This window comes from Kibdelosporangium persicum (assembly GCF_013280595.1).
In the GTDB taxonomy this organism is placed as follows: domain Bacteria; phylum Actinomycetota; class Actinomycetes; order Mycobacteriales; family Pseudonocardiaceae; genus Kibdelosporangium; species Kibdelosporangium persicum.
Window position 1 is genome coordinate 117,855 of the sequence record NZ_JAAATY010000006.1, and the last position, 16,734, is coordinate 134,588.

Consider the following 16,734-nt stretch of genomic DNA (forward strand, 5'->3'; position numbering starts at 1 on the left):
CCATGGTCGGCCGCGATCGGGCGTAGGCCAAGATTCTTCGCGGCCCCCACGCGCACGGACATCGGTTGGAGTAGCGGTTTGGACTGGTTGCAGGCGATAGTTCTCGGACTGGTCCAGGGCCTGACCGAGTTCCTGCCGATCTCGTCGTCGGCGCATCTGCGGGTGGTGTCCACGCTGGGCTGGGGCACCGACGCGGGTGCCTCGTTCACCGCCGTCACCCAGTTGGGTACCGAGCTGGCGGTGCTGATCTTCTACGCCAAGCAGATCGGCGTGCTGGTCGGCGCGTGGTTCAAGGGGTTCGTCGACGCCGGGGTGCGCCGGTCGGACGAGTACCGGATGGCGTGGTACGTGATCATCGGCTCGGCCCCGATCGCGGTGCTGGGCGTGATCTTCAAGGACGAGATCCGCACCACGTTCCGCAACCTGTGGATCACCGCGACGGTGATGATCGTGTTCGCGGTGATCCTGGCGGTGGCCGACGAGATCGGCAGACAGGCCCGCACGCAGCTGACCATGCGCGACAGCATCACGATGGGGTTCGCGCAGGCCATGGCGTTGGTGCCGGGTGTGTCGAGGTCCGGCGGCACGCTGACGGCGGGGTTGTTCCTCGGGCTGGAGCGCAAGGCGGCGACGGACTACTCGTTCCTGCTGGCGTTACCGGCGGTGTTCGGCGCGGGGATCTTCAGCATCCCGGACGTGATGGACAAGACCGGGCCGGGGCCGCACGCGTCGACCGCGCAGATGATCGTGGCGACGGTGATCGCGTTCGTCGTCGGGTACGCGACGATCGCGTGGCTGCTGCGGTACGTGTCGAAGCACACGTACTCGGTCTTCGTCTGGTACCGCATCGTCCTGGGGATCACGCTGATGGTGTTGCTGGCGACGAACACCATTCCGGCGACGTGAGGTTAAGGTTCGGATCATGGCGACGGTGATCCTGTTACGGCACGCACGCTCGACCGCGAACGGCTCTGGTGTGCTCGCCGGGCGCACGCCGAAGGTCGCGCTGGACGATTCGGGGGCCAAGCAGGCCGCCAACCTGGTGGAGCGGCTGGCGGGCGTGCCGGTCGCGGCGATCGTCGCGTCGCCGTTGCTGCGGTGCAAGCAGACCGTCGCGCCGTTGGCGGCGGCCCAGGGCATCCGGGTGGTCACCGACGCCCGGCTGTCGGAGGTCGACTACGGCGAATGGACCGGCCGCAAGCTCAGCGTGCTGGGCAAGGAGCCGCTGTGGAAGGTCGTGCAGCAGCACCCGTCGGCCGCGGTGTTCCCGGGCGGCGAGGGCCTGGCAGCGGTGCAGGCGCGGGCCGTGGCGGCCATCCGGGCGCACGACACACGGATCACCGAGGAGCACGGTGCGCACGCGGTGTGGATCGCCTGCAGCCACGGTGACGTGATCAAGGCGGTGCTGGCGGACGCGCTGGGCCAGCACCTGGATTCGTTCCAGCGGATCGTGGTGGACCCGGCGTCGGTGTCGGTCGTGCGGTACACCGACACGCGTCCGTTCGTGCTGCGGACCAACGACAACGGCGGGGAGCTGGCGAGCATCGTGCCGCCGAAGCCGAAGAAGACGGCCCGGAAGGCGGCGTCCGACGCCGCGTCCGACGCGGTCGTCGGCGGAACCCCGGGAAGGTAGCCCTGACCTGCGCATAGCAGGTCGATACCAGGTTTGCCACAGCCCTGCCGGGCATCGTGTGACGCCATGCGGTGGTTCGCGGTTTTCGCGGTGGTGGCGCTGCTGCTGGCGGCGGTGGTCTTCGGAATGTCCCGGCAGCAGGGCGTCTCCGAGGTGCCCGTGCTCCAGTCCGAGTACGAGCGCCTGTGGGTCAACGGCGACGGCACGGTGACAGCGGAGCTGTACGCGAAGCCGTTCCAGGCCCGGCGCGGCGACGGCTGGGTGCCCATCGACACCACGCTGACCATCCGCGCCGACGGGCTGATCGCACCACAGGCGGCCGCTGCGGACGTGATGTTCTCGCCAGGCGGGGCCGGGCCGCTGGTGCGGTTGGCGGACATGAGCCTGACGTGGCCCGCCCCACTGCCGCGGCCGGTGATCGCCGGGGACACCGCGACCTACGCCGAGGTCATGGCCGGTGTCGACCTCGTGCTGACCGCAAGGCCCGCCGGGTTCTCGCTGACGGTCGTGGTGAAGACGCCGGACGCGGACGTGCGGGAGATCCGGCTGGACACCAGCCGGATGAAAGCCGGGCCGAACGGCTCGGTGACCGCGGGCGAGGTCTCCGGCGGGCCGGTCCGGACAGTCGACGCCGCGGGCCGTGCTTCCACCGCGGTGCGCACGGTCCGTCCGGGCGGCCTGACCATCCGGCCGGCGAAACCCCAGCAGTGGACCCGCTACCCGGTGCAGATCGGTCAGGAGTTCAGCGCGGACAAGCTGTCCTGGATGGTCGTCGGGCAGAGCGTGCACGGCGACGGCTACGTCTCCCAGTGGCGGCCGCCGGGCACGGCGACGGCCGGGCTGGCCGGCGAGTACGACTACCGCGCCTACTTCGAGGTGACCTCGCAACCGGTGCACGGCAAACAGGTGCGTGCGGCCACACTGCGGATCCCGACGTGTGAGGACGTGGAGGCCTGGCACGTCGGCGGATTCGGGCCGGCGACCACGTGGACGACCACGGAGTACCGGGAGCTGATCGGCGTGACCGACTGCGGCGAACTGGACGTCACCGCGCTGATGAGCCGGGCCGCGACGGAGCGCTGGCTGCGGATCTCGGTGGCGTTCGCCGCCCGGAAAGATCAGCAAGCTGCAGAGTTCTCGGCTCCACTGGTCGAAGTGCAGTACAAGTAACACCAGTCCTGGGGGGAGAATTCGGAGAGATGTGGTGCGACGGTTTGTTGTGATCCCCGTGGTCGCCCTGGTGGGCTTGGTGGTGGCGTCGGCACCGAGCAGCGGCCGGGTCGTGCAGGCCCAGGCCAGCACGGTGGCGTGCACGAACACCACGAACGACGACGAGGCGATCAACAACGCGACAGCCGCGAGTGTGCCGGGCGACGAGATCGTGATCACAGGCAAGTGCCTGATCAACGGCACGATCAGACTCGCCGGCGAGCGCAGCTACCGCGGCGAGTCCCGCGCCGGCACGGTGATCCGGCAGGCCGACGGCGCGAACCTGGACGCGATGCTGGCCAGCGACACCTATCTGGACAATGTGGACTACACCGGCGCGCCCGTGACGGTCCGGTCGCTGACGTTGGACGGCAACCGGCAGAACAACCCGGCCGCGCACGACGTGCTCGTGGTCCGCGCATGGCAGTCGGTGATCGAGAACGTCGAGACCTTCGGCGCCACCCGGCACGGCCTGCGGGTGACCAGCTTGTCGGCCAACGGGACCGCGCTGAAGAACACGCAGGTGAACGGCCGCATCGTCGGCAACCACTTCGCGATGTCCGGCGGGCACGGCGTGTTCGTGGAGGACCCGGGCAACTCGGTGACCGACTGGGTGCTGGCCGACAACTGGGTCGCCGACAGCGGCGCGGACGCGGTGATGATCGACAACGCCGCCGGGTGGATGATCCGCGGCAACCACCTCTACGGCGTCAACGGGGTGGCGTTGTGGGCGGACCGGTTGTTCGGCACGACGATCAGCGACAACTACATCGAGGACTTCACCGTGTCGGGGCTGCGTGTGTCGATCCAGGGTGAGGCCGCGTCCACGATCACCGGCAACCGGATCTTCGACTTCCCCGGCGGTGGCGGCGCGTTCCTGGAGACCCGGGTCAACTACGGCACGGGTGTGCTCGCGGTGACCGGCAACGTGGTCCGCGGCATGGGCACCGGCGTCGGGCTGGACTACCAGGCCGAAGGCACCGCCAAGCTGCAGCTGACGTCCACCGGCAACCTGGTCACCGGCGTGACCACGCCACGTCAGGTCGGCACCGGCGTCACGGTCAGCGCCGGGATCTGATCATTCGGGGTCGACCAGGAACTCCTGGTCGGCGCCGCCGGTGCACTCCTCCTGCACCACTTCGGCGTTGTGCTCCACCGGTTCGGCCACGCCGACGCACAGACCGCTGTGCAGCGGCCTGATCCGGTAACCGCCGAAGACCGGCGTGTCCACCGGCTCGAACACGAACTTCTGGAACTCCCGGAAGTCCGGGCAGTCGTCCCACGGTTCGAGCCGGTAGCCCGGCCCTTTCGCCGCATCGATGACGGTCAGGCAGCCGATGCCGTGCTCGGGGTGGTTCCACCAGATCCGGAACCGCCCGTCGCCCAACGGTTCCAGTGACGTGCGTGGGGGAGTGGCGGTGGCGCACGGCTTGAGCGCGGCGATCGGCCGCGAGTGCCGTTCGTCGCGCTCACGGCCGTCGGTGACACAGATGTCGGCGTATCCGGGCACCGCGGGCCGGATCTTGACGAACCCGGAGTCAGGGGCGCGGGAGAACGCGGGTCTGGTCGTGGCGGGACCACCGGAGTTGTTGGACTTGGCGCTGTTGGTCACCACGAAGAACAACGGCACCGCCACCGCGGCACACGCCGCCAGTACCGGAATTCTGCGCCGCCACCACGGGACACGGGTCCTGGGCGGCGGGCCCACTGCCGGTGGGGGAGCGGAGGCCAGCAGTTCGGCGTGCAACTGCTGAAGCCGCACACCGGGATCAGTGCCCAGCTCGGCGATGAGCGTGCGACGCAGATGGTCATAGCGGGTCAGCGCTTCCGCTGTGCGGCCGCTGCGGTGCAACGCGAGCATCAGCTGCCCGGTCACGCGTTCGTCCATCGGCTGCTCCGTCGACCGCGCGGTCAGCTCGGTGATCACCTCGTGGTGGCGGCCGACCTGAAGCGCACGGTCGACGCGATCGCTCCGCGCACTGTCACGTAAGGCCTGCAAGGCTTCGCGGCGTTCGACGAACCACGGGGTGTCCATCCCGGCGAACGCCTCGCCGCGCCACAAGCCGAGTGCCTCGTCGAACAGTGCCAGTGACCGCTCGGGGTCGTGTTCCGCGCGGGCCCTGGCCACGAGGTCCTCGAAGCGGTGCACGTCGACGGCGAGCGGATCGGCCACGAGCCGGTAGGCGCCGGAATCCCGTTCGATGGCAACGCCTTCGACATCCGCGAGGACCTGCCGGAGCTTGGACAGGTAGCTGTACAAGGTGTCTCTCGGGCGCTGCGGTGCACGGTCGGCCCACACCCGTTCGACGAGCTGGTCCGCGGTCACCGGTTGTCCCACGTGGGCCACGAGCACCGCGAGGACCGACCGTTGCCGCGCATGCCCGATGTTGACCGGTTCGCCGTCACGAATCGCCTCGACCGTGCCCAAGACCCGGAACTCGACAGTCACGAGTGATGCAGTGTAGTGCTCACCCGGGGTCTCGCCCGGGGGCTGACGTCCTTTTCCGGTACGCCTTCTGCTGGCAGGCCCGCGAGCAGTACTCCTTCGGCCGGCCCTTGCCGGTCACCGCCACCGGATCGCCGCACACCACACACCAGCTTTCATCACGCTTTTCGTCACGAACGAGGGTGGCGACGCCGTCCAGCACGCGCTGAAGACCGAACTCGAACGGGTCGAGCGGTTCGTCGTACCCGCCCTGCTCGTAGATCCGGCTCAGCGTCGGATACCGGTCCAGGTGCTCGTACAACGAGTCACGGGCGCCCCAGAACTCCTCGTGGGTCAGCCCGGATTCCCGTTCCGCCGCGATGGTGTGCACCACCTGACGGGCCGCGCTTTCGACAAAACCGCCGACCAGGGTCACCACGGCGACGATCTGCGCGGGTGGCAGGCCGGTCGCGGCCACGATCGACAGCGCCCGTTCGAACTGGGCCACCGCGTTCGGGCCGGGCACGGCCCGCGGCCCTGACGACTCGATCAGCCACGGATGCCGCTGATAGAGCGCCAACCCGGCACGCGCCCACGCTTCCAGGCCACTGCGCCAGTCGGCAGGCTGCTCGTCCCCTGGCGGGGTCGTCACGGCGTCGCGCATCAGGTCGAGCAGCTCGGCCTTGCCGGGCACGTGCCGGTACAGCGACATCGTGGTGAAACCCAGCACCTCGGCCACCCGGCGCATCGACACCGCGCCGAGGCCTTCCCTGTCGGCCAGGTCGATCGCGGTGCGCACGATCGTGTCCAGGTCGAGGCCACGCCTGGCCCGCGTGCCCCACAGCAGCTCGGTGCTGCGCTCCGGATCCGGCACTTGACTCCCCGCCTTGTTTAGGGTGTATACATGAAGTATACGCCATATACTTCGGAGGTTCCCTTCATGATGCTCTTCGTCGACCCGGCAGGCGACGACTCGGCTCCCGGCACCATCGACCAGCCGTTCGCGACAGTGGACCGTGCCAGAGCCGCCGCCCAACCGGGTGCCGTGATCAACCTCCGCGCCGGAACCTACCGGCTGACCCGCCCGATGATGCTGTCGGAAGCCGATTCCGGCCTGGTGTTCCAGGCCTACGACGGGGAACGCGTCGTGCTCAGCGGCGGCCAGGTGGTCACCGGGTGGAGCAGGGGAGAGGGCGGCGTGTGGACCGCTCCCCTGCCTGGCCTGGCGACCCGGCAACTGTTCGTCTCCGGCCGTCGAGCCGCCCGGGCGTCGCGAGCGCTCGACGAGCCGATGACCCGGACCGCCACCGGCTACGACATGACCGAACCCCAGCCGTGGCACGGCCAGATGGAGCTGGTCTACCAAGGCGTCTATCCGTGGTCGCACGCACGCTGCCCGGTCGTGAGCGTCGACGCGGCCACGATCACCATGGCTCAGCCCGCGTTCGAGTGGGCCACCAAGCTCTACCAGTCGATGATCAGCTGGGAAGGCCCCGGCGCGGGGGAGACCAACGGCGCCGACAACCCCACCTCGATCGAGAACAGCCCCGCCTTCCTCACCGAAGGCACCTTCGCTGTGGCCGACGGAATCCTGCACTACCTCCCGCAGCCCGGCGAGACCCTCGGCGACGTCGTCGCGCCCGTCCTGGAAACCCTGGTACAGGGCGACAACGTGCGGGACATCGTGTTCCGCGGCATCACCTTCGCCGACACGACCTGGCTGCGGCCGAGCACGCCCGAAGGCTTCCTGCACTACCACGGCAACGGCTACTACGACGGCGGCGAGATCATGACCGTCACGTTCGCCGACGGCGCCGGACGAGTGGAAGTCCCGGCCAACGCCGCGACCATGCCCGGCGCGCTGCGGTTCACCGGCTGCTCCCGCGTCACCTTCGACCACTGCGAACTGACCAGGCTCGGCGGTGTCGCACTGGAAATCCACGGCGGCACCGGCAACACCGTGCGCGACAGCTCGATCTCGGTCATTGCCGGCGGTGGCGTGGTGCTCGGCGGCGACGCGCGGGATTCCCGCATCGAGAACACCCACATCCACCACATTGGACTGGACTACCACGGATCACCCGCCGTCGTGGTGTCCTCGACCCAGCGCACGGTCATCGCCCACAACGAGATCAACGACGTCCCGCACGCGGGAATCGTGCTCTACGACGGTTCCTCCGCGCAGGTGCTGAACAACCTGGTGAACGACACCATGCAGGTCCTCGCTGACGGCGGCGGCATCTACATCGCCGGCACGCAAGGCACATCCCACGCGGACGGCGCTCTCATCCGCGGCAACGTCGTGCGCGACACCGTCACCCCGTACAACTACGCGCTCTACACCGATTACGGCGCCGCGTGGGTCACCGTGCAGGGCAACGTGATCCACCGCAACGACAACCCTGCGGTGTTCGAGGTGTCGCCGCCCTTGGACCATGTCGCGTTCATCGGCAACTTCTGGGACGCCGACCCCGGTCACGCCCCGGAGTCCGTCACGCTCGCCGAGAACACCGTCCTGTCCGACGACGCGTTCGCCACGAACCCGGCGGTGGCCGCCATCGTCTCCGCGGCAGGCCGCCGGTGAGCGACTTTTTCTGGTACTACGAACCTAGTTTCATCATCCTGTGACGAAATAACGACCCACTTTCTCCCTACTCCTTCAGATCCAGCCACCTCAAGTCACATCCGCACAGAAGAGCGGTGACGCATCAAACTGGTTTGATGTATTGTCGCGGCATGACCACGTCCGATCGAGCGCCGGTTCCCGAGCTGATGCGCATGGCGGCCCACCCGCTGCGCTGGGCACTGATGACCGAACTGGCGGCCAGTGATCGCCGGGTGCGGGAGCTGGTCGCGGCAGTCGGCGAGCCGCAGAACCTGGTGTCCTACCACCTCCGGCTGCTGCGCTCGGCCGGGCTGGTCACCATGCGGCGCAGCAGTTTCGACGCCCGCGACAGCTACTACCACCTCGACCTGAGCCGTTGCGGTACGGCGTTCGCCGAGGCCGCGGCCGCGCTGCACCCGGCACTGGCGCCCGCTGGGCGCCAGTGGCCGGCGGGCAGTTCGGTGTTGTTCCTGTGCACCGGGAACAGTGCCCGCTCACCGATGGCCGAGGCGCTGTTGCGTCACCGTGCCGACGACGTGCAGGTGATGAGCGCGGGCAGTCACCCCAAACCCCGGCTGCATCCGAACGCGGTGCGAATCCTGCGCGAGGACTACGGCATCGACCTCGAACCCCGTCGGCCGCAGTCGTTGGACGCCCTCGCCGGGCGGCGTTTCGAATACGTGATCACGTTGTGCGACAAGATCCGTGAGGTTCCTCGTGACCACGGGCCGGCCGTCACGACGCATTGGAGCCTGCCCGACCCGGCCGCCGCCGCGGACACCGACCAGGCGAGCTATCCGGAGTTCCAGCGGATCGCCAGGGAGATCGACACGCGTATCGCGTACTTGCCGCTGTGACCTTGCCGCTGTGACCGAACAACCACGAAGGAGATCCGATCATGACCGCACCGACCGAACAGGCCAGCGTCCGGTACATTGTGGACGATGTGCCGTCGGCGACCGACTTCTACACCAAGCACCTCGGGTTCACCGTCGCCTTCGACGCCCCGGTTTTCGCCGACGTCCGGCGTGGCGCGTTGAGGTTGTTGCTGTCCGGGCCGGCCACTTCGGGCGCGCGGGCCACGCCGGCGGACGCGGCGGTCGCCGGACGCAACCGGATTCACCTGATCGTGGCGGATCTGGACGCGGAGATCGAGCGGTTGCGTGCCGCCGGGCTGACGTTCCGCAGCGACCTGGTGTCCGGTCCGGGTGGACGGCAGATCCTGATCGCCGACCCGGCGGGCAACCTCGTCGAGCTGTTCGAGGCCGCGGCCCGGCCGGCGAATCAGTGAAAGCACAGGGGATGCGTGATCCGAGGCTGATCGTCGCCGGGGTCCTGCTGGTGGCGCTGATCGCGGTGGCGTTTGTCGTGCCGCAGTGGGACCCCGGGCAGATCCGGGACTGGGCGGGGTCCGCTGGTTCGTTGTTGCCGTTGCTGTTCTTCGTCGCGCACGCGCTGGCGACCATCGCGATTCCGCGTATTCCGTTCACGTTGAGCGCCGGGTTGCTGTTCGGGCCGGTCACGGGCACGGTGGTGGCGGTCTGTGCCACCACCGTGAGTGCGGCGTTGGCTTTTCTGCTCGTGCGGGCGATCGGCCGGGACGCGGTCGCCGCGCGGTTGACTCATCCGGGGGTCGCGGCGGTCAATCGTCGGCTCGCTCGTCGTGGGTGGCTGGCTGTCGGGTCGTTGCGGCTGATCGGGCCGGTTCCGTTTCCCCTGGTCAACTTCTGTGCCGGGGTGTCGTCGGTGCGGCTCGTGCCGTTCTTGGCCGCCACGGCGGTCGGTGTTGTGCCGGGCACGGTCGCCGTTGTCGCTCTTGGTGACGCGTTGACCGGCCGGGTTGATCCCGCGATGGTCGTCGTCACGGCGGTCCTTGTGGTGCTCGGAGTGGTCGGTCTGATCGTCGACGCCCGTCTGGGTGTCAAGCAACCAGCTGTGAAGGAGCCGGTCGGGTGAGTGGTCCGTCCGCATTGAGCCGACGGCTGGGCGTCACTGACGCGGTCGTCATCGGGCTGGGCGCGATGGTGGGCGCGGGGATCTTCGCTTCCCTCGCGCCTGCCGCGCGTTCGGCTGGATCGGGGTTGTTGCTCGGGTTGGCCGTGGCCGCGGTGGTCGCGTATTGCAACGCGACGTCGTCGGCTCGGTTGGCTGCTCGGTATCCGGCGTCCGGTGGGACGTATGTCTATGGCCGTGAGCGGCTGGGGCCGTTCTGGGGTTATCTGGCGGGGTGGAGTTTCGTGGTCGGGAAGACCGCGTCCTGTGCCGCGATGGCTTTGACTGTGGGTGCGTACGTGTGGCCGGCGCACGCGCATGCTGTCGCGGTGGGGGCCGTGGTGTTGCTGACGGCGGTGAACTACGGCGGTGTGCAGAAGTCGGCGTGGTTGACCCGGGTGATCGTCGCGGTGGTGCTGGCGGTGCTCGCCGCTCTGGTGGTCGCGGCGTTCGCCGGCGGTGCGCCCGGGTGGGAGCGTTTGGAGTTCGGTGCTGACATCACGGTGACCGGTGTGTTGCAGGCTGGTGGGTTGTTGTTCTTCGCGTTCGCGGGGTACGCGCGTATCGCTACGTTGGGTGAGGAGGTTCGTGATCCGGCGCGGACGATCCCTCGGGCGATTCCGTTGGCGTTGGGGATCGCGCTTGTCGTGTACGCCGCGGTGGCTGCGGCCGCGTTGAGTGTGCTGGGGCCGCAGAGGCTGGCCGGGTCGGCGGCGCCGTTGTCGGATTTGGCGGGTGCCACGGGTTTCGGTGCGTTGTCGCCGGCTGTTCGTGGTGCGGCGGCGGTGGCCGCGTTGGGGGCGTTGCTGGCTTTGATCCTCGGGGTGTCGCGCACGACGTTGGCGATGGCTCGTGACCGGCATTTGCCGTCGGTGCTGGCGGTGGTGCATCCGCGTTTCCAGGTTCCGCATCGGGCGGAGCTGGCGGTGGGGGTCGTGGTGGCGGTGGCCGCGGCGGTGGCTGATCTGCGTTCGGCGATCGGGTTCTCGTCGTTCGGTGTGCTGTTGTACTACGCGGTGGCGAATGCTTCGGCGTGGACGTTGACTCGTGCGGAGAACCGGCCGCCTCGGGTGGTTCCGGTGGTCGGGTTGCTGGGTTGTCTGGTGCTGGCCTTCACGTTGCCCGGGTTGTCGGTGCTCGTGGGAGCCGCGGTCGTGGCTTTCGGGGCCGTGCTCTACGTGGTCCGGCGCCGGCCGGCCGCTCGGTTGTGACTTGCCCGGTTTTGACGCGCGATTACGTCGTGTTTCGAATGTCCCGGTCGATGAGAGTCTGCCCCGGCCGGAGGCCGGAATCGGCTCGGTGGGGCGGTTCCTGGCGTCGCCGCGGGATCGCCGCGAATACTGGTTGTCTTTGGGCGGTCCCGCGGTGGCGTCAGGGGCCGCATCCGGCCCGGCTATCGCGATCGGGCATTTGAAACACGGCCTAGTCGTGTCGGGACTGTTTCCCGTTTTTTACAGTCATTCGGGTAGGCCGTTCGGCGGCTGACCGGTAGTCATGCGGTCGGTACCGTCGGTGACCTGCCCGGGCATTTCCTCCTGTTCGGGCATTCCCTGCTGCGATCCGGAGGTTTGTTCATGCTGCGGTCTCGACGCGGCTTACTCGTGGGTTCTGTTTTCGCCGCGGCGCTGATGACGACCGGTGTCGTCAGCGCTGTCGGCTCCGACACTCCGCAGGACGCCCAGTTCATCTACCTGGCGAATCGCACGTTCGACCCGACCAGGGCCGGTGTGCTGGCCGGGGCGGGTGAGTCGGGCAACGGTGCCTATCTGGTGCAGTTCCGTGGTGTTCTGACCGACGTCCAGCGTGCGCAATTGCGGGCACTGGGCGCTCGAATCGGTGCGTACATTCCTGATTTCGCGTACGTCGTGCGGATGGGTGCGTCGGCGAAGAAATCAGTGTCCGAGTTGAATTTCGTGCGGTGGCTGGGGGACTATCAGCCCGCTGACAAGGTGGAGATGACGGCGGCGAGGGCGGCCGTGTCCGGGCAGTACCTTGTCACTCTGGTCGAGCCGGATGTGGCCGATCAGCGCGTGGTCGCCGAGCGGATCAGGCGTGCCGGTGGACAGGTGGAGATGATCTCTGAGAGCCGCCAGCACCTGTCCGCCACGCTGGGTGCGGAGCAGTTGGCCGCGGTGAGCCGGTTGCCCGAGGTGTTGGCTGTCGGTGCGTTGTCGGCGCCGGAGACGGATATCAGCACCGCTCGGGAGGCAAGTGGTGCCAACGCGATCGAGGCCGCGGGTGGGTATCGCGGTCAGGGCGTGCGTGGTGAGGTGATGGACGGTGGGTTGCGTACGACGCATCAGGAGTTCGGGGCGCGTCCGCCGGTGATGCACGGGCCGAACTCCACTGACACCGGGCATGGCACGTCGACCTACGGTGAGATTTTCAGCCAGGGTGCCGGCGGTGCGGCGCGTCGTGGGATGTTGCCGGAAGGGCAGGGCATCTTCGCGACGTATCCGAAGTCGGACCGGTACGCGCACACTGGTGAGTTGGTGGCGTCGACGGGGACTTATCGTGCGGTGTTCCAGAGCAACAGTTGGGGTGGTGCGCGGACCACGTCGTACACGACGGTGTCGGCGGCGATGGACAGGATCGTGTTCGATCACGACATTCTGATCTGTCAGTCGCAGTCCAACGCGGGTACGCGGAGTTCGCGGCCGGAGGCGTGGGCCAAGAACGTGGTGTCGGTGGGTGGGCACTATCACCGCAACACGTTGGCGCGCACTGATGACGCGTGGAATGGTGGTGCGAGTATCGGTCCGGCGGCGGACGGCAGGCTCAAGCCGGATCTGTCGAACTACTATGACGCGATCGACACGACCTCGTCGTCGAGTGACACGTCGTACACGACGTCGTTCGGTGGTACGAGTGGCGCGACGCCGATCACGTGTGGCAACGCGGGTTTGTTGTTCCAGATGTGGGCTGATGGTGTGTTCGACGGTGGTCCGGGCAAGGGGCGTGACGTGTTCGCGTCCCGGCCGCATGCGTCGACGGCGAAGGCGTTGTTGGTCAACACGGCCAACCAGTATCCGTTCACGGGTACTGAGCACGACATGACCCGGACTCATCAGGGTTGGGGCAGTGCGAGTGCCGGGAACGCGTATGAGGTGGCGCGTGCCAATGGGTGGAAGTTCCCGATCCTGGTCAATGAGACGGATCTGGTGACGCAAGGGCAGACTCGGAGTTATTCGTTGGCGGTGTCGGCGGCCAAGCCGTTGAAGGCGACGTTGGTGTATACCGATCCGGCGGGCAGCCCGAGTGCGTCGGTGGCGCGGGTGAATGATCTGACGTTGCGGGTGACGGCGCCGGACGGCACGGTGTACTACGGCAACAACGGTTTGTCGGCGGGTACGGTGTCCACTTCGGGCGGTTCGCCGAACACTGTGGACACGGTGGAGAACGTGATCCTGAATTCGGCGGCGCCGGGCACGTGGAAGATCGACGTGATCGCGAGCCAGGTCAACGCCGACGGGCACGTGGAGACGGCGGCGACGGACGCGGACTACGCGCTGGTCGTGCAGTAAGGCACTGTGACTGTGGTGGCCCGGGGCTTTGGCCGGTCCCGGGCCACTGTCGTGTCCGGTTGGTCCTCTACTGGCTACCGGTCGGCGTCGCGGGGTAGTCAAGGCCGGTGGACAGCAGGTCGAACGCCTGCCTGATCAGTTCGGATTCCGGTGCTTGGTGGCCGGCGGCTCGCCAGGCATCGATCGCCGTCGGCACCGCGCACAGCGCTACCGAGGCGACCAGATAAGGCCGGGGGTCCTGGGCTGGGTCGACCCCCATCCGGGCGCCGACCAGACGCGCCAACGTGTCGAAGCGGGCGGTTCCCCGCTCGATACGCGCGGCCGTCAGCGCCGGGCTGGCCGAGATCAGGTTCTGCAGGCTGTGGAAGCGCGCTTGCGTCTCGGACGATCGCACGACTTGAACCGCGGCTGTCCGCATCGCGGTCAGCACCGGCATGTCGGCCGGTTGTGCGGCGAACGCGTCGAGTATCGCGGTGACTTGTTCGTCGGCGAGTGACAGCGCGACGTCCTCCTTCGAGGTGAAGTACCGGAAGAACGTTCGCGACGAGACTTCCACGGCTTCGGCGATCTGGTCGATGGTCGTGGCCTCGTAGCCGTTGGTGCAGAACAACTCGTGGGCCGCGTCGATCAGCGCTTCCCGTGTCCGCTGCTTCTTGCGTTCCCGCAGGCCGGGCTTGTCCATGCCGGCCAGCGTACGGCAACACGTCACCGCCTGGCTTTTGTCAGTTGACGACACTTGTCATGAGATGACAGAATGAGGGCATGCCGAAGCCACCCCCGCCGTCGTCTCGTTACTGGAAGCTGCATCGACAGCTCGCGCGGCTCAACACGTTCCTGTTCCGCAAAACCGGTGGCAAGGTGGGCGGGTCGTTCTTCGGCGGCGCGCCCGTGCTGCTGCTGCACCATGTCGGCCGCAAGTCCGGCCAGCGCAGGATCAGCCCACTGATCTATCTCGACGACTCGCCACGGCTGGCCGTCGTCGCGTCGAAGGGCGGCGTGGACGCGAACCCGGCGTGGTTCCACAACTTGATGGCGATGGCGACCACCGAGGTGGAGCTGCCCGGCGGGGAACGCCGGCGAGTCCGTCCGCGCGTCGCCGAGGGCGCGGAGCGGGCCCGCCTGTGGGAGCGGGCGGTGGCGATCTACAAGCCCTACGCGAGCTACGCGACCTACACCGAGCGCACGATCCCTGTGGTCGTGCTCGAACCCGCCGACACCACGCCGACCGCTTAGGCCCGAACCTGTCGCCCGCACAACGTAGTGTCCTGACGGGAAGGATCGTCGCGGCGACGGAGGACCCGACATGCCGGAGCGCGGCGAGCCAGCACAGCCAGGCATGGTGCCCGGGGTCGTTCGGACCGCGGGCACCATGTTCGCTGCGCTGTACGGTGAGTTGGTGCCGCACGCGTGGCTGGGCGCTGAGCCGGTGAACGACGCGTATTCGTTGTTCCATCGGCGGTCGCAGGCCATGGGCTGGCTGGATGTGTTGTGGGGGATGAACGACGCCGGATGGCATCATCGCCTCGCGGGCCTGGATTCGGGGCTGGTCTCGTGGTTCCAGGTCGAGGCCAACGCGGTGGCCGCTGATCGGCCGCTGCCTGTCCAGCCGTTCCTGCGGTGCGCCGTGGACGCGACAGCCCGTGCCGGCACGGTGAATCTCTCGGCGGTGCAGGTCCTGCTGCCGGTTCAGGGCCTCGACGCGTCGTCTCGTCCGGCGTACGCGAGGGTGCCGTCGTTGGCAACGGCCCAGTGGTTCGCTGAACGAGACGCGGAATCCGCGGTGCCGGTCCAGGTGAGTGCGAACAGCGGTCAGGACCCGTCGGTCCCCGCGGTCGCGGAGCACCTGATGGACCTGCTTGGGCGGCAGGACGTGTTCGTGTGCGAGTCCTTCGGCGTCGCCGGTGAGGCGTTGGCGCCGCCGTTCGACGACGGTTTCTGGAACGGCCCACCGGCGCACGGCGTGGTGCTGCGCGGCGAGCTGGCCGAGTGGTCGTGTGACGCGATCGGCTGGCTGGCCGAAGTCGTGGCCGACTCCGCGTCGCAGCTCGGTGTCCGTTCCCCGCTGCTGGTCACCGTGACCCGGGCGCGCCCCATGAGCTGATCGGTGTCACTCGACCGTGGTTCACGGTGGCATGCCAGGGTGGCGCGTGGCCATCAGGTTCCCGGGTTCTGTCGTTGTCCCGATCTGGTCGTGGTGCCCGCCTCGGCGATCGGCGACGAACTCGTCACAGCGGCCGACGTGAGTCGTCGCCGAGATCGTGTCGACCGGGACCAGGCGACTGGACTACCTGGTCAAACGCCATGACCATCGACCTATTTGCGTTGCTCGGCTGATCAGGCGGTGAGCTGGGGGATGACCTTCTCGCCGAACAACCGGATGGCGGCGAGCACCTCGTCGCGGGGCAACCCGCCGATGTCGATCAGCACCAGGTGCGCGTCCAGCCCGAGCAGCTTCTGCTGGGCGTTGAGCCGGTCGGCGACCTCGCTGGGGTCGCCGCAGATCGCGGCGCCTTCCATCAGCCGGTCGATGTCGACGGTGCTGCCGTCTCCGCGCCACGGGCTGGCGAACGACGCGTACGCCTCCAGGTACGGCCGCCACCGTTCCCGTGCGCCGGTTTCGGCGACGAACACGTGGCTGGGCAGGGCGACGCGGCCGCGGATGTCACGGCGGTAGTCGGCCACGACGTCCACGTAGACGCTGGGGTCGCGCAGGGTGCTGGGCAGCATGAGGGGCAGTTCCAGTTCGGCGGCGAAGTCCGCGGACGCCGCCGAGCCGCTGCCGACCCACAGGGTGGGGTGGGGTTTCTGGATCGGGCGCGGGGTGGTGGTGACGTTCTCCAGCGGGCTGCGGAACGTGCCGCGCCAGGTGACGTTCTGCTCCTGCAGCAGTTTCAGCAGCAGCCGCAGGTACTCGTGGAAGCGGGGCCGCAGGTCGGCGGCGGAGATGCCGAACGCGTCGTCGGTTTCCTTGGACACGCCGCGGGCCACGATCAGTTCGGCCCGGCCGTCGGACAGCACGTCGAGGGTGGCGAGTTCTTCCGCGACGCGCACGGGGTCGTGGTGGGCCAGCAGGGTGACGCCGGTGGACAGGCGCAGTGTGCTGGTGCGGGCCGCGATCGTGGCGAGCAGGAGTTCCGGTGCGGAGATGATGTAGCGGGTGAAGTGGTGTTCGCCGATGGCCACGCCGGTGAACCCGGCTTCCTCGGCGACGACGGCCTGGTCGACCATGGCGCGGATGCGGTCCGGCTCGGAGGGTGCCTGCCCGGTGCGTGGATCCGGCAGGTGGTCGCCGAGGATCAGCAGGTAGACATCCACGGAAAGATCCTACCTGTGGGTGGGCCGGGTT

The 16,734-nt window shown here is 68.3% G+C and carries 16 protein-coding genes; 12 read left to right on the forward strand and 4 right to left on the reverse strand.

Annotated elements, in window-relative coordinates; translation table 11 throughout:
• Nucleotides 1–78 precede the first annotated feature (78 nt).
• From GC106_RS13280 to GC106_RS13295, 4 genes are all read left to right on the forward strand, one after another.
• Nucleotides 79–906 (forward strand): undecaprenyl-diphosphate phosphatase, encoded by an 828-nt coding sequence (locus GC106_RS13280; protein ID WP_173129127.1) that lies wholly within the window; start codon nucleotides 79–81, stop codon nucleotides 904–906.
• A gap of 16 nt (nucleotides 907–922) precedes the next feature.
• A complete protein-coding gene (locus tag GC106_RS13285; RefSeq protein WP_173129130.1) occupies nucleotides 923–1,633 on the forward strand; it encodes a histidine phosphatase family protein in 711 nt (236 codons plus the stop codon).
• 66 nt (nucleotides 1,634–1,699) lie between these two features.
• A complete protein-coding gene (locus GC106_RS13290) occupies nucleotides 1,700–2,803 on the forward strand; it encodes a hypothetical protein (protein WP_173129133.1) in 1,104 nt (367 codons plus the stop codon).
• 34 nt (nucleotides 2,804–2,837) lie between these two features.
• Nucleotides 2,838–3,920, forward strand: coding sequence for a right-handed parallel beta-helix repeat-containing protein (locus GC106_RS13295; RefSeq protein WP_312872627.1), 1,083 nt, complete (start codon nucleotides 2,838–2,840; stop codon nucleotides 3,918–3,920).
• Here GC106_RS13295 and GC106_RS13300 read toward each other — a convergent pair whose 3' ends face one another.
• Together GC106_RS13300 and GC106_RS13305 are read right to left on the reverse strand one after the other, a co-directional pair.
• The gene (locus GC106_RS13300; protein WP_173129136.1) at nucleotides 3,921–5,291 is read right to left on the reverse strand and encodes an AfsR/SARP family transcriptional regulator; all 1,371 of its coding nucleotides are present in this window, start codon (nucleotides 5,289–5,291) and stop codon (nucleotides 3,921–3,923) included.
• Between the two features lie 19 nt (nucleotides 5,292–5,310).
• Nucleotides 5,311–6,141: a TetR/AcrR family transcriptional regulator gene (locus GC106_RS13305; RefSeq protein ID WP_173129139.1), complete on the reverse strand. Its 831-nt coding sequence runs from the start codon at nucleotides 6,139–6,141 to the stop codon at nucleotides 5,311–5,313.
• A gap of 66 nt (nucleotides 6,142–6,207) precedes the next feature.
• Here GC106_RS13305 and GC106_RS13310 point away from each other — a divergent pair, with 66 nt between their 5' ends.
• The 6 genes from GC106_RS13310 to GC106_RS13335 all read left to right on the forward strand — a co-directional run bounded on the left by GC106_RS13310 (nucleotide 6,208) and on the right by GC106_RS13335 (nucleotide 13,388).
• Nucleotides 6,208–7,851, forward strand: a complete 1,644-nt coding sequence (locus tag GC106_RS13310; protein ID WP_246365628.1) for a right-handed parallel beta-helix repeat-containing protein — start codon at nucleotides 6,208–6,210, stop codon at nucleotides 7,849–7,851.
• Between the two features lie 152 nt (nucleotides 7,852–8,003).
• Nucleotides 8,004–8,729, forward strand: a complete 726-nt coding sequence (locus GC106_RS13315) for an arsenate reductase/protein-tyrosine-phosphatase family protein (RefSeq protein ID WP_173129145.1) — start codon at nucleotides 8,004–8,006, stop codon at nucleotides 8,727–8,729.
• A gap of 41 nt (nucleotides 8,730–8,770) precedes the next feature.
• On the forward strand, nucleotides 8,771–9,163 hold the full coding sequence (locus GC106_RS13320) for a VOC family protein (RefSeq protein WP_173129148.1): 393 nt from the start codon (nucleotides 8,771–8,773) through the stop codon (nucleotides 9,161–9,163).
• An 11-nt stretch (nucleotides 9,164–9,174) separates the two neighbouring features.
• The gene (locus GC106_RS13325; protein WP_173129151.1) at nucleotides 9,175–9,828 is read left to right on the forward strand and encodes a TVP38/TMEM64 family protein; all 654 of its coding nucleotides are present in this window, start codon (nucleotides 9,175–9,177) and stop codon (nucleotides 9,826–9,828) included.
• Nucleotides 9,825–11,075 (forward strand): APC family permease, encoded by a 1,251-nt coding sequence (locus GC106_RS13330; RefSeq protein ID WP_312872628.1) that lies wholly within the window; start codon nucleotides 9,825–9,827, stop codon nucleotides 11,073–11,075. The genes GC106_RS13325 and GC106_RS13330 overlap by 4 nt, the downstream gene beginning before the upstream one ends.
• Nucleotides 11,076–11,438: 363 nt before the next feature.
• The gene (locus tag GC106_RS13335; RefSeq protein ID WP_173129154.1) at nucleotides 11,439–13,388 is read left to right on the forward strand and encodes a DUF8729 domain-containing protein; all 1,950 of its coding nucleotides are present in this window, start codon (nucleotides 11,439–11,441) and stop codon (nucleotides 13,386–13,388) included.
• Between the two features lie 67 nt (nucleotides 13,389–13,455).
• On the opposite strand, the gene GC106_RS13340 is transcribed toward GC106_RS13335, so the two are convergent.
• Nucleotides 13,456–14,070, reverse strand: coding sequence for a TetR family transcriptional regulator (locus tag GC106_RS13340; RefSeq protein WP_173129157.1), 615 nt, complete (start codon nucleotides 14,068–14,070; stop codon nucleotides 13,456–13,458).
• 80 nt (nucleotides 14,071–14,150) lie between these two features.
• Between GC106_RS13340 and GC106_RS13345 the strand changes: the two genes are divergently transcribed.
• Nucleotides 14,151–14,621 (forward strand): nitroreductase family deazaflavin-dependent oxidoreductase, encoded by a 471-nt coding sequence (locus GC106_RS13345; protein ID WP_173129160.1) that lies wholly within the window; start codon nucleotides 14,151–14,153, stop codon nucleotides 14,619–14,621.
• Nucleotides 14,622–14,691: 70 nt separating this feature from the next.
• On the forward strand, nucleotides 14,692–15,489 hold the full coding sequence (locus GC106_RS13350; RefSeq protein WP_173129163.1) for a hypothetical protein: 798 nt from the start codon (nucleotides 14,692–14,694) through the stop codon (nucleotides 15,487–15,489).
• Nucleotides 15,490–15,722: 233 nt separating this feature from the next.
• Here GC106_RS13350 and GC106_RS13355 read toward each other — a convergent pair whose 3' ends face one another.
• Nucleotides 15,723–16,703 (reverse strand): LLM class flavin-dependent oxidoreductase, encoded by a 981-nt coding sequence (locus tag GC106_RS13355; RefSeq protein WP_173129166.1) that lies wholly within the window; start codon nucleotides 16,701–16,703, stop codon nucleotides 15,723–15,725.
• Between the last annotated feature and the right edge of the window lie 31 nt (nucleotides 16,704–16,734).

Excerpts from the sequence above, each read along its gene's own strand:
- GC106_RS13285 (WP_173129130.1), top strand. The coding sequence starts at position 923 with ATGGCGACGGTGATCCTGTTACGGCACGCACGCTCGACCGCGAACGGC.
- GC106_RS13290 (WP_173129133.1), top strand. The coding sequence starts at position 1,700 with ATGCGGTGGTTCGCGGTTTTCGCGGTGGTGGCGCTGCTGCTGGCGGCG.
- GC106_RS13310 (WP_246365628.1), top strand. The coding sequence starts at position 6,208 with ATGATGCTCTTCGTCGACCCGGCAGGCGACGACTCGGCTCCCGGCACC.
- GC106_RS13315 (WP_173129145.1), top strand. The coding sequence starts at position 8,004 with ATGACCACGTCCGATCGAGCGCCGGTTCCCGAGCTGATGCGCATGGCG.
- GC106_RS13320 (WP_173129148.1), top strand. The coding sequence starts at position 8,771 with ATGACCGCACCGACCGAACAGGCCAGCGTCCGGTACATTGTGGACGAT.
- GC106_RS13325 (WP_173129151.1), top strand. The coding sequence starts at position 9,175 with ATGCGTGATCCGAGGCTGATCGTCGCCGGGGTCCTGCTGGTGGCGCTG.
- GC106_RS13335 (WP_173129154.1), top strand. The coding sequence starts at position 11,439 with ATGCTGCGGTCTCGACGCGGCTTACTCGTGGGTTCTGTTTTCGCCGCG.
- GC106_RS13340 (WP_173129157.1), bottom strand. The coding sequence starts at position 14,070 with ATGGACAAGCCCGGCCTGCGGGAACGCAAGAAGCAGCGGACACGGGAA.
- GC106_RS13345 (WP_173129160.1), top strand. The coding sequence starts at position 14,151 with ATGCCGAAGCCACCCCCGCCGTCGTCTCGTTACTGGAAGCTGCATCGA.
- GC106_RS13350 (WP_173129163.1), top strand. The coding sequence starts at position 14,692 with ATGCCGGAGCGCGGCGAGCCAGCACAGCCAGGCATGGTGCCCGGGGTC.